Origin of the sequence: Nitratireductor sp., assembly GCF_017794765.1 — a bacterium.
Taxonomy (GTDB): domain Bacteria; phylum Pseudomonadota; class Alphaproteobacteria; order Rhizobiales; family Rhizobiaceae; genus Nitratireductor.
Map to the genome: position 1 here is coordinate 2778313 of NZ_CP051236.1, position 18075 is coordinate 2796387.

Genomic DNA, 18075 nt, shown 5'->3' on the forward strand with positions numbered 1-18075 from the left:
CGAGCGGTGCACAGGCAATGATGGTCGGCAGAATGTCGATCCAGCCAGGTCGAAGCAAGGTGATGCTTTATGCATATGGATCAAACCACGGAAGCTATCGCCCACTTCATAGGACTGTTCTCCCAGGCCGTTGAGGAAGCCAGGCTGCGACTGGACTATGAAGACTTCAAGGCGTTGCCCGACACCACTCTTGAGCCAAACGAACTTCTCAATGTGAAGATTAACATTGTCAGCCCTTACGCCCTTGAAGGCTTCTCCCCACAGATCGAATACACTCCACCGCCAACCGATGGATTTGACGCTCATGTCATTGTCCATGTGCGTTACAATCCAATCCCCTTCCAGCTCGGCGGCCAAAGCGCTGGTCCTGTTCCGACAGTTGGCGGCACACCCTCCTCGGCAGGCGACACGGAGTTCTTTGCCGAATACCAGCCGCCCGGCTCCCTCGCGTTTTATCTCAAGCAGCAGGCGTATCTGGAGGACAATGATTATCTGAGCATAGGAAATCACGGACTACGCCTCACCCCTGTCGCTGACGCTGACGCGGCACTCGCAAACCTCATCGAGGCAGCCTCGCCTCTACAGCCGTTTTCCGATCTTGAGGAGCCCGGCTCCGCGGCGGAGATCGGCGACTTCATAATCCATGCTCCCGACCTCGCCGATGCGTTCATCAGCACACTTGGCGAAGGTGACGGTGTGATTGTTCTGCGGGGCGAATCTCTCGAAGGCAGCTTTCTGAACGGTGAGGAAGTCGAGGAACTACCTGACTTGGAAGCGCATCTCCCAAAGAAAATCACGGGAAATGAAGACGCGGACCCGGTCGAGACCGATTTCTCAACGCAATCGACAATGCATGTAGAGGCGGGAGCGAACGTCCTGGTCAATGAAGCGACCCTCGTGAACGACTGGTACGGAGCTCCCGTACTCGCGGTAGCCGGCGACTATGTCCATTTCAACGCGATCAGCCAGTTGAACGTATGGAGCGATAACGACACGACGAGCGCGGCGCTCAACGGCTGGAAATCGCTGATCGAAACGCCAACCAAAGCTTTCAACACGGCCACCATCCAGACGATCGACAACCCGCCTCCGGCCGGTCTCCAGAATGCAGAAGGTGCCCCTGTGTTCCCGACTCACTGGCAGGTTTCAAGAATCGACGGCGACCTGATGCTGACCAACTGGATCAAGCAGGTTAGCTTCGTGGAAGACAACGACATAACCATAATGTCGGTTTCCGGTGGCGGAACGGAGATCATTCTCGGCAACAACACCGTCATCAACGCATCGTCGCTTGCCGAACTGGGCAATTATTATGACCTCATCATCGTCGGCGGCAATGTCTACCACGCGAACATCATAAGCCAGACAAACATCCTTCTGGACGACGATGTCGTGGGAACGGTCGGCGACTTTCAGACCGCTGGTTCTGCCTCGTTGTCGACTAGCGGAAATCTCCTCTGGAACGAGGCTTCCATCACCCAGTATGGCACAATGTCGTTCGATGCGATGCCCCCGTCCTACATGGAAGCATTGAACCAGTTGGCCGGTGGGGCAGGCCCTGCCCCGCAATCGCTTCTTTCGTCAGTGGATTTTGCCGGAGTGCCAGCCATTCGGGTTCTCTACATTTCCGGCGACGTGGTCGATCTACAATATGTCAGCCAGACCAATGTGCTGGGTGATGCAGACCAGGTCGCGCTTGCAAAAAGCCAGAGCTCGGCGCACGCCGATGCATCATGGGAGATTTCTACCGGCTCCAACGCACTCGTCAACCAGGCGTCCATTATCGATGGGGGCGTTAACTCGACGACTTACACTGCGGGCTCTGTCTATTCGGACGAGTTGCTCATTCAGGCTGAACTGATCTCCAGCGATACCAACCTCTATACGCAGAGTGCTGACGCATTGATCAGCGAGGCCGTGGTGTTTCTGAGCGATGATCTCGTAGCGCCAGGCGAAGGAGACGCTAACCAAAATCCGTCCAATGCCTCCAACCCTGACGGTGGCACAGCGGACGTGATGCAGACAATGCTTGGATAGCAGAGAGCCGGGGGGAACAACATGCTGGACAAACCTACAAAGCGACCGGCCCATGTGAATGATGCATCGTCCTGCGCGCCAGGCATGGAAGACCAAGCGCGCAAGCAGCGTATTCTGCGCGCTGCCGATGAAGAGATTTCACGCATTTTCAGGGAAGTGGATGCGCGGGCTGCAAAGCAAAGCCCGGAAGTGGGGAAGGAAAAATCCACTGACGATTTCATCCCCGGAGATGACAACGCGTCTGGGACGCCCGAGGACAAACCGGTTGCCAGGTCAGCGTGTCCCGACGACATTCCCGCCGAGGCACCGGTTCAGCACCCCCAAAGTGCCCCCGGGCAAAGCGAAGTCCATGAAGCTCGATCAAGCGGCAAAACTGCGGAAATGGCGAACAGCAGCGGCGCCAAAGGCTCGTTTCACCGCCGGCTTGGTCCAGTAGACTTTTCAAAGAGCCTCACCGCGGGCCTGTCAGCGGTTCGCAAAAACATGCTCATGGTGCTCCTCTTCACCAATGCGAGCAACATCCTCGTCCTCGCCATCCCGATCTATCTCTTTCAGATTTCCGACCGCGTTCTGACAAGTCGCTCAACCGATACGCTCATTATGCTGACGATTGTCATCGTGGGCGCGGTGCTGCTCCAGGCCGTTTTCGACGCTATAAGAAGATTTATCCTGATGCGCACTGCGGTCGAGGTCGCGGCTCAATTGGGGGCGCCGATCTTGAGTGCGGCGGCGCGCGCTTCGCTGCACGGAACCGGACGCGAGTACCAGACCCTCGGCGACCTGCAGCAACTGCGCTCATTTCTGGTGTCAGGCACGCTGCTCGCCTTCCTCGACATCCCTTTCGCCCCGATCTTCGTGCTGGCCGTATTCCTGGTCCATCCTCATCTGGGAAGCATAGTGGTCCTGTCGGCACTCCTCCTTACCCTGGTCGCCTTCATCAACCAGCGCGCCACAGCCGCCCCGTTTGGCGAAGCGAATGTCTATCAAAGCAAAGCCAATCTGCATCTCGACTCCATGGCGCGGAATTCGCAGATCATCAACGCTCTGGCGATGATCCCGGAAGCGGTGAAGATCTGGGGGCAGGACACGGCCGGTTCGCTGAAGGCTCAGGTCAAGGCACAGGACCGCAACATCGTTTCAGCAGCCACCTCGCGCGCCATCCGCCTTCTGACGCAGGTGGCCCTGCTTGGCTGGGGGGCATATCTCGCCATCCAGGGACACATAACCGGTGGCATGGTGATCGCTGCCTCCATCATCGCAGGCCGAGCACTGGCGCCGATAGAAGGTTCAATCGAAGGCTGGAACCAGTTCATTCTTTCCCGGGGAGCCTACCGGCGGATCAGCACGCTGCTCCGCTCCTCTCCCCTGAATCTCGAACGGCTGGTTCTCCCGAAGCCCGAAGGCAGGCTGGATGTGGAACGGGTGCTGTATGTGCCGCAGGGCACGAAACGGGTCGTTCTCAACGGCATCAATTTCTCTCTGCGACCAGGGGACTCCCTCGCCGTGATCGGCAATTCCGGCGCAGGAAAGACGACGCTCGGCAAAATGCTCGTGGGGTCGATATTGCCCACCTCGGGCAGCGTCCGGCTGGACCTCATGGACCTGCGCAACTGGGATCAGCGGCAATTCGGCGACAATATCGGTTATCTCCCGCAGGACGTTCAGCTCTTCCCCGGTTCGATCAAAGCCAACATTGCGCGCATGCGCGACGATGTGGAGGATCAGGAAATCTATCAGGCGGCAATTCTCGCCGATGTGCATGAGATGATCGCAACATTCCCGCAAGGTTACGAAACAATCGTGGCGGCCGACGGCTCCCCCCTGTCAGGTGGACAAAAGCAGCGTATCGCCCTCGCCCGTGCCTTCTTCGGCAATCCGCGCATGATTGTCCTCGACGAACCGAATTCGAACCTGGACAGCGCCGGCGATGCCGCTCTTGCGCGGGCGTTGAAGCATGCCAAGCAGAACCGGATCACTGCGGTCGTGATCACCCAGCGCCCGTCCCTGCTCCAGCATGTCGACAAGATCCTGCTGATGACGAACGGAACGATTTCCATGTTCGGCCGCCGCGAGGACGTGCTGCGCGCCCTTGCAGCCCATCAGGCCGGTCAATTGCAAAATGGCCCTCTGGCCACTCAGCTTCCCTGAAGGCAGGCTTCCGATGAGTTCCTCAGATATCGCAAAACTCCAGGACATGACATGGTACGCGGAAGTTCCGCGTTCGATACGCAAGCAATCCATAGCCGGGGTCGTTCTACTGATTCTTTGTTTCGGCGGTTTCGGTGTCTGGGCGAGCTTTGCCCCTTTGGCCGCGGCCGTCATCTCGCAGGGCAGTTTCGTCGCCACTGGTCAGAACAAGATCGTCCAGCATCTCGAAGGCGGCGTCATCAAGGAAATTCTTGTTTCGGAAGGTGACCATATCATCGCCGGTCAACCCTTGTTGCAGCTTGATGAGACGTCAGCTCTTGCCAATGAGCGGCAGCTTTTTCTCCGGCGCGCCCGCCTGCTGGCCATCGTCGCCCGATTGAGCGCAGAGTATCAGGAAAGGGATAATATCGACTTTCCTGACGAGCTGACGGAGCGAATGATCGATCCGGAAGTCGCTGAAATCCTCGATAGCCAAAAACTCAACTTCGCGTCCTCAAAACGTAAATTGAACAGTGAAATTGAGCTGCTGAACAACAACATCGCCGCACTTGAAATTCGCGGCCGCGGCTACGAGGCTCAGCATCAGGCACTCACCCGCCAACTTGCGTTTCTTTCCGACGAGTTCAACGGCAAGCAAAAGCTCTATGAGCAGGGGCTGATGCGCAAACCGGAGATTTCGGCGATCAAACGGGCCATGGCCGAAGCTGAGGGACAGATCGGACGCCTTGCCGCCGAGGTGGATGAAACGCAGGCGCAGATCGCCCGGTACCGTCAGCAGGCAGCTCAAACCCTTGCAGCCTATCGACAGGCCGCCCTCGATGAGCTGCAGGCAATCGAAGCAGAGCTTGATGCGGTGCGCGAACAATCACGCGCAGCCGAAAACGTCTTGCGCCGCGCCACTATCAATGCGCCCGTTACCGGTACCGTCATAAGACTTTATTATCACACCCCGGGTGGCGTCATCGAAAGCGGCAAGAGTATCGCTGAAATCCTGCCTTCCGATGTTCCCCTGATCATCGAGACCCAGATACCGCGCACCAAGATCGACAGCGTGCGAGTAGGCCAGGAGGCCACGGTCCGACTGACCGCACTCAATCAGCGCACCACACCTGTCCTGATGGGCGAAGTCTTCTATGTTTCCGCCGACGCTCTGCGTGATCAGTCCGCTGCCGACAAGAGCGAGATCTATCTTGCGCGCGTGCGCCTGCCACCAAGCGAACTCGCACGTGTCCGGGGTTTTCTGCCGACACCGGGCATGCCAGCGGAAGTTCTGATCCAGACAACGGAACGCACCTTCTTCGAATATCTCTCGAAACCAATCATGGACAGCATGAACCGCGCCTTCCGTGAGGACTGAACGGCTTTTCAGTGGCAGCGTGGACGCTGGAAATCAGCAGTGCTAGCATGGCTTCATTGAGCCATCCGAGCTGAGTGCGAGAAGTCTTGCGATGAAGGAAGGCAACCCGCGTTTCCGCGACTTACTGACCCTGCTGGGACAGCTGAACTACACATGGACCAACACGGAAAGTCTTCTGATCCATCTTATCGCGGGGCTCGCCCGGGTGGACATGGAAACCGCCACGGTGATTTTCCTGACCCTCAACACCTCCAGAGCCCGTGTCGATCTGGTTGAACGCCTCGCCAAGCTCGGTCGAACTGATCCGCAGATACGTCAGGACGTTCTAGGCGTCACACGCAGCATGATGAGTGAGGCCAGGCTTCGGAACAAGTACAATCACTGCATTTATTCCTTCGATGACGCCGGAGAGAATGTCTCGACACTACTCATGCGGATTTCGGATTCCGGCGACCGTCTGAAGTATGGAAAGGTCGATGCAATCGATGATGCCGAAATCGCCAACATCACCACTTCCATCAATCGTCTGATCGCCACGAACCGTGAGATCTGGGCGCTGGCGAAGAAGCATGGTTTTCCGGTCTGAAGCCTTCGGCATTGTGCGTCCTCCCTGCTCTCTAACCCGATTGGCTCTCCTCTCAGCCGGATTGATGAATTGGTAGATGCAGGCCGCTGAGGTTACGGTTTCGTCAGAACATCCGCTTTTTTGAGAAAACGGACGAAACGGGCCAAAATCTCCGAAAATGTCGCTGAACCATCTCAAACAGGGCCTCAAACAAGCGCATGGAACAGCGCTCCTGCCGTTTCGGGCGGCGGCGGGCCGCATACGGATGGTCGCGCATCGTTCGGTGCGCTTCTCCGGCGTCTACGCCAACTATGACGATGCCTTGAGCGCCGCCAGCCGGCGCGGTCTTGCCGGGTACGATCATGACGCAGTCGCTGGCGTGGCTTTCGAGCAGATGTGCCGATTGATGCCGTGGGACTACCCGGTTCTGTTCTGGCTCAGTCAACTACGGCAAGACATCCGTTCACTGCTTGATGCAGGTGGCCATATGGGCACGAAATTCCGCGCGTTCAGAAGCATTCTGCCTGAAATCGACTGCCTTGAATGGACCGTTTACGACTTGCCTGCCATTGTCAAAGCTGGAGAAGAACGCGCGCGCGACGATGATATCTGGAGTTTGCGCTTTACGGGCAGCCTGGACGATCGCGGCCCCTACGACCTGTTTCTCGGATCAGGCTTGTTGCAATATCTCGATCTTCCGTTGGCCGTTCTTCTGGGACGTCTGGTGGCGCTCCCAAAACATCTGCTCCTGAACAAGGTGGCACTGCGGAAGGGAAAAACCATCGTCACGCTGGAACGGATCGGGCCGGCACTGGTCCCCTACCACATCCGTAGCGAGGCCTCGTTTCTGGAAGCGATCGAAGGGATGGGCTATCGGGTCGTTGACCGCTGGAATATTCCTTCACTTTCTCACGTCATCGACACGCACCCCGAATACGGTGCGAGCGAAAGTGCCGGTTTCTATTGCGTAAGGGACTGACCGGCATCACGCACCGGGTACCAGTACCCACAGTCATGCCGATTGCGCATGTCTGCACTTCTCCTGTGTCTCTTTCCTTGGAGCGCATTCTCCTCTACCACGGAGCCGGTTCATTTCGAGGTAGAGAAAGTGCAACCATCCACGATCCGGACGGCCACCTATCCAGCGGCGATTTTCGCTGTTTATGTCGCTGCTTCGATGCTTCTCCCAGCTGCAGTTGATCTCTATTACGGAAATGATGATTGGCAGATTTTCGTTGTCTGCTCGTTGGCGACGGGCGCCATCGCCCTCACAATTGCTGCAGCTACGCGTGCGCCGCTCACTCGTGGCTCCACGCAGTCGACGTTTCTGGTCGTGGTGCTGCTATGGCTAATGCTTGGCCTGGTTGGTGCCCTGCCATTCTACACGGCGTCGCTGAAACTCGACCTTGCCGAGGCCGTTTTCGAATCGGTGTCTGCCATCACCACCACAGGATCGACCGTCATCGCCGGACTGGACACCCTGCCTCCCGGGCTGCTGCTGTGGCGCTCGATCCTGCAATGGATTGGCGGTATTGGCGTGGTCGCGCTCGGCCTTTTCCTGCTGCCGCTGCTCAAGGTGGGTGGCTTTTCCTACTTTCGGGTCGAATCATCGGACATCGAGAACCGTCCCTTTGAACGCTTCATCAGCTTTCTCATCGCGCTTGTCGGCATCTACTGTCTTTTGACAGCGCTTTGCGCCCTTGCATATGCGGCCGCCGGCATGAGCAATTTTGATGCGGTCAACCACGCCATGACCACCATCGCGACAGGTGGTTTTTCCACGCATGACGCATCCTTTGGCTATTTTGAAGGCAATGCCGTGTTGTGGGTGGGAACAGTCTTCATGCTGCTCGCCGCCCTGCCCTTCTCAATCCTGGTGTTGTTCTTCGCGCGTGGGCGCCTTGACGCCCTGCGTGACCCGCAGATCAGGCTTTTCCTGAGTTATGTGGCGGTGATCGTTCTTGTTCTGGCCGTACAGCGTCGCCTTGCCAGCGGTGATCCATTCGACGACATTCTTGCGTCCACCGCTTTCAATTTCGCTTCGATCATCACCACGACCGGCTTTGCCAGCGAAGATTATACGCTTTGGGGGCCGTTCGCAGTGACATTGGCCTTTTTTGCGACCTTTTTGGGAGGTTGTTCCGGTTCAACCTCCGGCGGCGTCAAGGCATACCGCTTCCTCATTCTGGGAGCGATGCTGCGCAACGGCCTGCGTTTGCTCATTCATCCCCATTCCGTCCAGGCCCTGCGGTATGGCAAACGCGTCGTCGACGAAGAGATGCAGCGCTCCGTGGTTCTGTTCGTGACCGGCTTTCTGATATCGTGGGTGGTGGCAACGCTTTTGCTGGCTGCAACAGGTCTTGACTTCCTGACCTCGATAACCGGTTCGCTCACCGCGTTGACCAATGTTGGTCCCGGACTGGGGACGACGATCGGCCCCGCCGGTAATTTCGTACCGCTCAGCGATTTCGCAAAATGGGTCCTTTCCGGGACAATGCTGCTCGGCCGGCTGGAAATCCTCGCAGTTGTGGTTCTCCTGGTTCCGACATTTTGGCGCGACTGACCGGTGGCATGTTCGGTCCGCCGGGCGGTATCTCCCGCCGGGGCGGGGCGCAATCAGATGCTGGAAGAACGCAGATCCGTGGTCTTCTCCAGCGCAGCTTTCAAGTGCGCATCGCGCTCGTATATATCACCATGATAGGCAATCACCCCATCCGTCTGCGGCCAGGCAGTGAAATAGCCGATATAGACCGGTATGTCGCGCTCGACCTTGCGCCGGGTGGGACGGCTGCGGTCGCCGGTCTCGATAGCGCGCGAGACCTCGTCAACAGAGATGCCGAGGACCGCTGCCGCCATGGCGCGCGGGTCCGCAAGCCTAACACAGCCGTGGCTGAACGCGCGCGTGTCTCTCTGAAACAGGCTCTTGGCCGGTGTGTCGTGCATGTAGATCGCATGGCGATTGGGAAAGAGTATCTTAAGTTCGCCCAGCGCATTGCTGCGTCCGGGCTTCTGGCGAACGCTGTAGGGAACATTCGCTCCATAGCGTCCCCAGTTTACGGCGGAAGACGAGACCTTGCGTCCCTGACTGTTGATCACCTCATAGCCATTCCGGTCGAGATAGCTCGGGTCGCGCCAGAGCTTCGGAAGCATCTCGTTGACGATGATGGACCGCGGAACGCCCCAGTATGGGTTGAACTCCACGGTTTCCAGCTTGTCGTAGAAGAAGCTCGTCTGATTGGCATTGCGTCCAACCACCGTGCGCATGGAAAGCCGCGGTTCTCCATTCTCGAAGAAATCGACGTTGAAGGCGGCGGCATTGATGACAACGCGCGTATCACCCAGTTCCGAGGGGTGCCAGCGCAACCGTTCGAGCGCATAAAGCACCTTCTCGATCCGCGCGGTTTTTGAAACGCCCGCGATCGCCGCGACCGTCCGTGGCCCAATGATGCCATCCGGTTTGAGACCGTGAATTTCCTGCGCGGCCTTGATCACCGGAACAAGGGCATCATCGTACGCTTCACTGCCCTGATGCTCCTTCAAAACAGCGCCATGAGCCTCCAGAAAGGCATCGCTGGCATCACGTTCGATGATTTTGAGTAGCTTGGCGAATTCAGTAGATCTTCCACCGGGTCGGACAAACGCCTTCGGGTCAACGATGATCTCCCGCTCGGCAGCGCCGCGCAAAACCTCCAGCTCGGCACGAAGCTGGCGATAAACGTCATTGCGCGGGTGCAAACCCTCAAGATAGAGATCCGCCTCCGTCATGTTCGCCATGAAGCCAATGCTCTGAACCAGATCCATCGGTTTCTCGGGAAAGTCATGATAACCGGAGAGCTTGTTGGGATTGACACGGCCAGCATGCGCATCACGCGCGTACCGCAGAGCACGTGCGGTTAGCGTCATCTCGAAGCGGATCAGCTCTTTCTGGCGGCTTGCGATGTCGTCGTAGGAAAAGTCGCTCGAAGGGACCCCGACCGTATAATCGACATCGGACAGCCCGTGGCTGGAGGCTTCCGAGAGCACCCGCAGAACGCGTTTTGCCCGTTCGTTGACCTGGTAACCGGAAACCCAAATGAAGTCGGGATTCTTCGAGTAAAACGCTACGATTGCCTGGGCAATGTCCTTTTCCGCGTATAACTCGACCCCTTCCACCATGGGTAGGGCTTCCCGGAAGGATACGCCCTCAAGGGTCGGCGCGAATGCCCCTTCAGCCGGCGAGAGCGAAATCTCGGAAAACTCGACATGAGCGAGCGGTTCCGCCTTGTAGCTATAGTATGAGGGACCGGCAATCCTCGGCGCTTTGGCAGGCTTCCGCTTTACCGGAGCGGGCTTGACTGGCCTCGGGGGCTCGCTTCGGACTCGGGCAGGTTTTCGATTGATCCCTCCGAAGAGCATGTCAAAAAGATTATCCGACTGCGCATGGGCCTGCCCCACACCTCCAGCGAACAGCATAGCCGCCATACAGGTCAGCCCGCTTTTGCGCATGGACTTCAACATAATCGATCACCCCGCCGAGATTCGAACTCGTTGCCACAACCAGAATAGTCAGTTTCACAACCAAAATAACAGGTCTCCGCCACAAGGTCGCGGGCTGATCGATAAAATTGTTATGAAATTCACGCTCAATCGGAGACTGGTAAACAATCTTCTAATGCTACAGTGGCAGATGGCTTCAACCATCTGGACCTGCGCGTTGCCACGAAGGCCGCGGCACGTGCAGCAATGGCTCCGTCGGCAAGAATGCGGCGATGTCCAAGGCCGGGCGCCCATACCACGGTGACATGCTCCCCCGCCCCGCCCATTGCACTCGCATCCGATGCCGGCACCTCCTTGTCTTCCGGAGCGTGTATGACAAGTGTGGGAATCTGGATCTGCCGCAATTGATCAGCAGCGACGAACGCCTGCAAAGGCGTTCCGGCGATGTCCTCGACACAACCTTCAAGTGCCTTTTGTGTCCGTTGACCAAGACCGAAAAAAGCACCGAACTGTGAGAAGAGCTCTGGAAGCGCATTGGGTGACGCAATGGTCACCAGACGTCGCACACGCACGGGCGCGATCCCCCCGACGGAACCCGCAATCGCATTGAGCGCAACCGCTCCACCAAAGGAATGCCCCACCATGGCATCGAACGGCCCCAGCCATTGAGCGGCAGAACTTACCGCAGCAACTGCCTTGGGTAGATTCAGGTTTCTCCCACCTGACGCTCCATGGCCAGGCAAGTCGACTGAAACGACTCGAAAACCTCGCTGAAGCAATGCTTCCACTATCACCCGCATATGTTCCGAACGTGAGCGCCACCCGTGAAGAACCAGTACTGCCGGACCATCGCGCCGAGCGCCCCAATTCGTGAATTCATAAGCGACGATCTCGCCATGCGACGTCGTCAGCGAGTGTCTGCGTGCCTGTTGCATGAACTCCCTGGACTGGGCGAGTATACGCCTTTCCTTCTCTGTCAGTCGCCTCGGGTCGGGCGTTCTGCAAAACAACCAGAACGCCACACGACCGCCGAGACTTGGCGCGACATATTCGAATGTGCCAAAAAGGTGTTTCAGGATGAGCAGGCTGAAACGAGTCATGGTGGAAACCCAGATAATGTTCAAGCATGAACAAAGTTAGTTCAATCATGAACAAAATACAAGAACTCCCCTGGGACAATCCGCGCTTTCGCACATGGATCGCCGTTGCACGTGCTGAGAAAGCCATTGTGCGAGCGCTCAGCAAGTCGCTCGAGCCCCTCGGCCTGAAGATTGCGCAACTCGACATGCTGATGAACCTCTATCGTCATCCCGGCCAATCTCAGCATGATCTCGCCCGGCGTCTTCTGGTCGGACGCTCAAACATCACCATGCTGTTGCCCCAACTTGAAACACAGGGATTGGTACGTCGCGAAAACGACGCCAATGACCGGCGTGTGTTACGCCTCTACCTGACGCCGGATGGCGAGGAGCGCTTGATGGAAGCGCTTGCGGTTTACACCAAGCTCATTGATCGCGTGATGGCACAATCGACGCCTGCACAATGTGAAGCGATGGGGGAGCAAATGCGCCGCATCAGTGAGGCGCTCGCCGAAGATTGAAGAGCCGGTTTTCGACCGACGCTGCCTTTCTTACGTGTCGCTTTCAGCGTCCGGTGTTTTCAGATAGTTGCGCGGCGATGCACCCAGCATTCGCTTAAACATCGTCGTGAAGGCAGCGACGCTCTCATAGCCCAGGTCCAAAGCCACAGTGGTCACGGCTTCTCCGCTTGCCAGCCTCGGCAACGCAGCAAACAGGCTGGCCTGCTGGCGCCAAAGCGAGAGGCTGAGCCCCACCTCCTGCTTGAAACGTCGAGTAAACGTGCGGCGGCTCATGCCCGCCGAATACGCCCATTGATCAATGGTGACGCGACTTTCCGGTGTTTCAAGAAAGGCACGACACATACGCGCAAGCCGCGGGTCAGACGGAAATGGCAATCCCAGCGGCAGTTCGGGCAAACGCGGAATTTCATGCATGATGAGCTCGTAGAGCAAACCGTTCCGGCCGGTCGGCTGAGCCACATGTGGCAGCGACGCCACTTCTTCCAGAAGGCTGCGCATAAGCGGGGTGATACGGACAACCCGGGGCCGCGATGGCAAATCAGGGATCGCTTCAGGCAGAACATAAACCGATTGCATACGCACATCGGTCATCATCTCCACCGCATGCTCCAGCCCCGAGGGTATCCAGATCGCCTGTCCGGTCGGTACAATCCAGTGGCCGAACCCTGTTTTGACCAGCGCCACCCCGCGGCTGGCATGAAGGAGCTGCCCCCGCCTGTGTCGGTGGACCGGCACCTCGGCATGTGCCGCCTGCGCGATTTCACCGATGACAAGATCGCCCTCAACTTCCTCGAGCCATGAGCGACGCTTTTCATCGTCGACCGGCCGGTCCCTGTTGAAAACAACCTTATTGGGACTGGGGGGAGAATTCATTTGGCCCACTTGCGAAAAAACTAGACCAAATCACCGAGGCAGGTCATTTGCAAGAGGCGTATAAGCGGCTGCCCTTCAATTGGCAGCCTCTTCCCATGGAGCATTGACGTGACCGACACCACCGCCGACCGGCCCTCCGTACCAGCAGAACAGACCGCGTTCGCGGTACTTATGGCCGTCAGCTTCTGCCACATGCTGAACGACATCATGCAGTCGATGCTTGCGGCGATCTATCCAATGCTGAAAAGCGATTACGGGCTGGATTTCTGGCAGATCGGTCTCTTGACCATGGCATTTCAGGTGACCGCATCGCTGCTCCAGCCGGCAATCGGGCTGACCACCGACAAGAAACCCATGCCCTACTCCCTGCCGGTTGGCATGGGTTCGACCTTCATCGGATTGCTTCTGTTGGCGACGGCCGCCAACTACTCGCTGCTCCTGATCGGCGCTATGTTCATTGGACTGGGCTCAGCAATCTTTCACCCAGAATCCTCCCGTGTGGCGCGTCTCGCCTCGGGTGGACGGTATGGGCTGGCGCAGGCGGTTTTCCAGGTGGGCGGCAATGCCGGCACGGCAATCGGTCCGCTGCTCGCCGCATTTATCGTGGTACCAAGGGGTCAGGGCAGTGTCGCGTGGTTCTCTCTCGCAGCACTCCTCGGCATGATCGTTCTGTGGCGCGTAAGCGCATGGTATGCCGCATACCGCCAGCGCACTGCAAAACGTGCAGGACCTTCTCCGGCCCTCAACCTACCACGCGGCAAGATCGCCATGTCGCTTGCGATTCTGATCTCACTGGTGTTCGCGAAGAACGTCTACATGGCAGGAATTTCAAGCTATTATACTTTTTTCCTGATCGAAAAATTCGGCGTCACCGTCCAGCAGTCGCAGATCCTTCTGTTCGTTTTCCTCGGCTCGGTCGCGGCCGGAACCGTTCTGGGCGGATTGATCGGTGATCGTATCGGATCGAAGACGGTGATCTGGTTTTCCATTCTTGGCGTCTTGCCGTTCACCCTGGCTCTTCCCTACGCCAACCTCTTCTGGACTCCGATCCTCACTGTCGCGATCGGCCTTATCCTCGCATCCGCTTTCCCGCAGATCGTGGTCTTCGCGCAGGAGCTGCTGCCGGGCCGTGTGGGCATGGTTGCCGGCATGTTCTTCGGCTTTGCCTTCGGCCTCGGCGGCCTCGGAGCAGCGGTGCTGGGGATCATCGCGGACAGCTCGGGGATCGAGTTCGTCTACAAGATCTGCTCCTTCCTGCCGCTGCTTGGCCTGTTGACCGTGTTTCTTCCAAACCTCAAGAAGACAGGGTGAAGCTGAACGGAGCCTGACGTGAAAGTAAAGCGAATTGTCGCCAACATCGCCTCGGACCAAATCGACAAGGCGAAGCAATTTTATGCCGATGTCCTTGGGCTCGACATCCTGATGGACCAGGGCTGGATCGCAACCTACGGCGCGCAGGAGAAGATGAGCCTGCAGGTGAGTGTCATGTCACAGGGCGGATCGGACACGCCAGTGCCCGATCTTTCCATAGAGGTGGACGATCTCGATGAGGCACTTGAGAGGGTCCGGAAGGCAGGATACCCGGTTGAGTACGGGCCAGCTGTAGAGCCCTGGGGCGTCAGACGCTTCTACACCCGGGACCCCTTCGGAAAGCTGGTAAACATTCTCGTTCACCGCTGAGAGAAACTACCACATGGTCTTTCGGGCACGGCCGGACCACTCCCTGTCATAGGAAGCGCCGTCGATCTCCGCCCGGCTCGTCACCTGGAGAATCTGCCCGGGCGTCGGCAGGTCCTTCGGATCCACATACTTTTCGCTGTTCCAGAGGTCGGAACGAACGATCGCCCGCGCACACTGGAAGTAAACCTCATCCACCGAAAGGACGATGACCGAACGCGGTGCGGCTTTGTCGACGGCAAATGAAGCACACAGGTTCGGATCGGCCGAAAGCCTCGCACGACCGTTGACGCGCAGCGTGGTTCCCGTACCTGGAATAAGGAAGAGAAACGCAACCCGTTCATCACGAACGATATTGCGCAGCGAATCCATACGATTGTTGCCGCGCCGGTCGGGCATCATCAGCGTTTGCTCATCATGGATGCGCACAAAGCCGGGTTTGTCGCCGCGCGGCGAGCAGTCAATCCCCTCAGGCCCGATGGTGGCGAGGGCGACGAAGGGCGACGCTTCGATCAGCGTCGCATACTCTGGTATCACCCGGTCCGTGACCTTGACGAGTGAGGCTTGGCCGGGCGTCCCGTAAAGCGCTTCAAGGGCGTCAATCGACGTAATGGAATGTGCGTCCTGCTCAAGCATCACGGCTCAATCCTTTTTGCTGCAAGTCGTCCAGATACCACTGCCACTTGGCCTGTTTGCTCGTGACGAGTTCATGCAGATAGACCCAGGTGAAAATGCCGCTTTGATGCCCGTCGCTGAACACAAGCCGAACAGCATAGTTGCCGACGGGCTCTGCCCGACTGATGGTTACATGCCGTTTTCCAGAAACTGTCACGCGCTGTTCGGGCGAGTGTCCCTGAACCTCAGCCGAGGGGGATAGCACGCGAAGCATTTCAGCCGACAACTCTGCTGGTTCGGAATCCGAAAACAGAACCGTCATCACGGCACGATCCTTTGAAACACGTAGTTCCTTGGGAGGTTTCATCCGCCACCACCTTTCGGATGTAGACCTATTCGCCTTTGGTCCAACTGAAAAGCCCTGCCCTGCAATTGCCCGGACGATTGCACCAATGCTAGCCTGCAGCGCTTGACCAGCGAACCTTGTGTCACGACATAACAGAGTACCAACCCGATGAAGAATGCCAGCGGAAGCGAGCCCATGACGCAGAGCACCATGATCGATCCTTTCGGGCGCGCGATTGACTATCTGCGTGTTTCGGTGACCGACCGCTGCGATTTTCGTTGTGTTTATTGCATGGCGGAGGACATGACATTTCTCCCCAAACGGGATTTGCTCAGCCTCGAGGAACTGGACCGACTCTGCACCGTCTTCATCGAAAAGGGCGTTCGACGCCTGCGTCTGACCGGCGGAGAACCGCTGGTACGCAAGAACATCATGCATCTGGTGCGCCAGATTTCGCGACATTTGAAGTCCGGTGCGCTCGACGAGCTTACCTTGACAAGCAACGGCTCTCAGCTCGAGCGCTTTGCCGGTGAGCTGGCCGACTGCGGAGTGAAGCGCATCAACGTTTCGATCGACACGCTGGACCCGGACAAATTTCATGCAATCACCCGGTGGGGTAGGCTGGAAAAGGTCATGCGCGGCATTGACGCAGCAGAGGAAGCCGGCCTGAAGATCAAGCTCAACACCGTGGCACTCAAGGGGTTCAACGAAGATGAAATTCCCGCCATGTTGCGCTGGGCGCATGGTCGCGGAATGGATATGACCGTGATCGAAACGATGCCCATGGGCGAGATCGACGGTGACCGCACGGACCAGTATCTTCCGCTGTCCCTCCTTCGGGCTCAACTGGAGCGGCAATTCACACTGAAAGACATTCCCTTCAAAACAGGTGGCCCGGCGCGCTATGTCGAAGTCGCTGAAACCGGCGGAAAGCTCGGCTTCATCACACCGATGACGCACAATTTCTGCGAAAGCTGCAACCGCGTGCGCATCACGTGCACTGGCATGCTTTATATGTGCCTTGGCCAGGACGATTCAGCCGATTTGCGCGCCGCTCTCAGAGCATCGGAAGGCAACGACCTTCTGGCAACAGCCATCGACAGCGCCATCGCCCGCAAGCCCAAAGGGCATGATTTCATCATTGACCGGCGTACCAACCGCCCGTCGGTCTCACGGCATATGAGCGTCACCGGCGGCTAGATCGCAGCCTCCGGTTTTTCAGCCATGAACCGATTGCCAATTCCATAAGGTATACTTAGCATCGGATCCCGTAGTGGAGGTGGGATTCGTTTTTCCCGAAGACCATAGGAACTCATTCCAGGTGGGCACAGTGCGTTGAAAACCGCCGCGTGTTCGCCACTGTGCATCGCGAGGTGGTCGTGTCGTTTTCGCCAAATGCGCGCGGTGCGCTTTTCATGTCCATTGCCATGGCTGGTTTCACCGTCAATGACGGCCTGACAAAGCTCGTGGCCGAAAACATGAACATGGCGCAGGTCATGCTGGTACGCGGGGTCATGGCCACACTGGTGATGCTTCTGCTGGCCTGGCACTGGAAGGCACTGAAGGCGCCGCGTGCGATCTTCCACCCCATGGTGGCATTGCGCGTCGCCGGAGAGACCGGCGCGACCATATGTTTCCTTTCGGCCCTTGCCAATATGCCGATTGCAAACCTTTCAGCCGTCATGCAGGCGCTTCCTCTGGCGGTCACACTCGGCGCAGCCTTCTTTCTGGGCGAGCCCGTCGGCTGGCGCCGCTGGAGCGCGATTCTGGTGGGGTTCATCGGCATCCTGATCATCATCCGCCCTGGCTTTGGTGCCTTCAACGCCTATTCGCTTTACGGCGTCGCAGCGGTCGCCTTTGCCACGATGCGTGATCTCACCACCCGAAAGATCCCACCCGATATTCCCTCGCCCCTGATTTCGGCGGCAACCGCCGCTTCGGTGACGAGCGCCGGCGCGGTTTTACTCGTACCCTACGGGGGCTGGGCCCCGATGAGCGGAACAGATTTCGCTGTTCTCGTGGGCGCCACATTGTGCATCGTTTGCGGCTACCATTTCATCGTGCTGTCGCTGCGTGTTGGCGAGCTCTCCTTCATAGCCCCGTTCCGCTACACAGCACTCCTGTGGGCTATCGGCCTTGGCATCGTATTTTTTGCCGACTGGCCCGATCGCGTAATGATTGGAGGCGCGTTGTTGGTCGTATGTTCGGGTCTCTACACGCTTTACCGCGAACAGATCGTCAACCGGACAAAACCAGCCGCTAAAAGCACCAGTCCTGGAATGGCCACTGAAGGCACATGACGTGCTTCAGCAAATCGCCCAACTTCGCCGGCCAAAGTGAGCATCTCCCGACAAGGCCGGCAACACTCGGCCAAAGTTCTC

16 protein-coding genes are annotated in these 18075 nt (G+C 57.9%); 11 read left to right on the forward strand and 5 right to left on the reverse strand.

All coding sequences use genetic code 11. From position 1 onward, the window contains the following. The first annotated feature begins 69 nt into the window (after positions 1 to 69). From HF949_RS13220 to HF949_RS13245, 6 genes are all read left to right on the forward strand, one after another. Entirely contained in the window at positions 70 to 2037 is a 1968-nt protein-coding gene (locus HF949_RS13220; RefSeq protein WP_292895952.1) for a type I secretion protein, read from the forward strand. Between the two features lie 21 nt (positions 2038 to 2058). Then, positions 2059 to 4185: a type I secretion system permease/ATPase gene (locus HF949_RS13225; RefSeq protein WP_292895954.1), complete on the forward strand. Its 2127-nt coding sequence runs from the start codon at positions 2059 to 2061 to the stop codon at positions 4183 to 4185. Between the two features lie 13 nt (positions 4186 to 4198). Beyond that, positions 4199 to 5542: an HlyD family type I secretion periplasmic adaptor subunit gene (locus HF949_RS13230; RefSeq protein WP_292895956.1), complete on the forward strand. Its 1344-nt coding sequence runs from the start codon at positions 4199 to 4201 to the stop codon at positions 5540 to 5542. 91 nt (positions 5543 to 5633) lie between these two features. Then, the gene (locus tag HF949_RS13235) at positions 5634 to 6128 is read left to right on the forward strand and encodes a hypothetical protein (RefSeq protein WP_292895958.1); all 495 of its coding nucleotides are present in this window, start codon (positions 5634 to 5636) and stop codon (positions 6126 to 6128) included. 157 nt (positions 6129 to 6285) lie between these two features. Continuing rightward, positions 6286 to 7086, forward strand: coding sequence for a methyltransferase, TIGR04325 family (locus tag HF949_RS13240; RefSeq protein ID WP_292895960.1), 801 nt, complete (start codon positions 6286 to 6288; stop codon positions 7084 to 7086). 129 nt (positions 7087 to 7215) lie between these two features. Then, positions 7216 to 8670 (forward strand): TrkH family potassium uptake protein, encoded by a 1455-nt coding sequence (locus HF949_RS13245; RefSeq protein ID WP_292900182.1) that lies wholly within the window; start codon positions 7216 to 7218, stop codon positions 8668 to 8670. 53 nt (positions 8671 to 8723) lie between these two features. Here the strand turns inward: HF949_RS13245 and HF949_RS13250 are convergent, their stop codons facing one another. After that, on the reverse strand, positions 8724 to 10604 hold the full coding sequence (locus tag HF949_RS13250; protein WP_292895962.1) for a L,D-transpeptidase family protein: 1881 nt from the start codon (positions 10602 to 10604) through the stop codon (positions 8724 to 8726). A 125-nt stretch (positions 10605 to 10729) separates the two neighbouring features. Then, positions 10730 to 11683, reverse strand: a complete 954-nt coding sequence (locus tag HF949_RS13255; protein WP_292895964.1) for an alpha/beta fold hydrolase — start codon at positions 11681 to 11683, stop codon at positions 10730 to 10732. A gap of 47 nt (positions 11684 to 11730) precedes the next feature. Here HF949_RS13255 and HF949_RS13260 point away from each other — a divergent pair, with 47 nt between their 5' ends. Beyond that, the gene (locus HF949_RS13260; protein ID WP_292895966.1) at positions 11731 to 12183 is read left to right on the forward strand and encodes a MarR family winged helix-turn-helix transcriptional regulator; all 453 of its coding nucleotides are present in this window, start codon (positions 11731 to 11733) and stop codon (positions 12181 to 12183) included. A 30-nt stretch (positions 12184 to 12213) separates the two neighbouring features. Here HF949_RS13260 and HF949_RS13265 read toward each other — a convergent pair whose 3' ends face one another. Continuing rightward, the gene (locus tag HF949_RS13265) at positions 12214 to 13056 is read right to left on the reverse strand and encodes an AraC family transcriptional regulator (protein WP_292895968.1); all 843 of its coding nucleotides are present in this window, start codon (positions 13054 to 13056) and stop codon (positions 12214 to 12216) included. 108 nt (positions 13057 to 13164) lie between these two features. Between HF949_RS13265 and HF949_RS13270 the strand changes: the two genes are divergently transcribed. Together HF949_RS13270 and HF949_RS13275 are read left to right on the forward strand one after the other, a co-directional pair. Further along, positions 13165 to 14367 (forward strand): MFS transporter, encoded by a 1203-nt coding sequence (locus HF949_RS13270; protein ID WP_292895970.1) that lies wholly within the window; start codon positions 13165 to 13167, stop codon positions 14365 to 14367. Positions 14368 to 14385: 18 nt separating this feature from the next. Then, positions 14386 to 14736: a VOC family protein gene (locus tag HF949_RS13275; RefSeq protein ID WP_292895972.1), complete on the forward strand. Its 351-nt coding sequence runs from the start codon at positions 14386 to 14388 to the stop codon at positions 14734 to 14736. 6 nt (positions 14737 to 14742) lie between these two features. Here the strand turns inward: HF949_RS13275 and HF949_RS13280 are convergent, their stop codons facing one another. Next, entirely contained in the window at positions 14743 to 15369 is a 627-nt protein-coding gene (locus tag HF949_RS13280) for a pyridoxamine 5'-phosphate oxidase family protein (RefSeq protein WP_292895974.1), read from the reverse strand. Next, positions 15362 to 15715: a DUF971 domain-containing protein gene (locus HF949_RS13285; RefSeq protein ID WP_292895976.1), complete on the reverse strand. Its 354-nt coding sequence runs from the start codon at positions 15713 to 15715 to the stop codon at positions 15362 to 15364. The genes HF949_RS13280 and HF949_RS13285 overlap by 8 nt, the downstream gene beginning before the upstream one ends. Positions 15716 to 15889: 174 nt before the next feature. Between HF949_RS13285 and moaA the strand changes: the two genes are divergently transcribed. Both moaA and HF949_RS13295 read left to right on the forward strand, forming a co-directional pair. Beyond that, positions 15890 to 16894: a GTP 3',8-cyclase MoaA gene (moaA, locus tag HF949_RS13290; RefSeq protein WP_292895978.1), complete on the forward strand. Its 1005-nt coding sequence runs from the start codon at positions 15890 to 15892 to the stop codon at positions 16892 to 16894. 149 nt (positions 16895 to 17043) lie between these two features. Next, entirely contained in the window at positions 17044 to 17994 is a 951-nt protein-coding gene (locus HF949_RS13295; protein WP_366931267.1) for a DMT family transporter, read from the forward strand. Positions 17995 to 18075 lie beyond the last annotated feature (81 nt).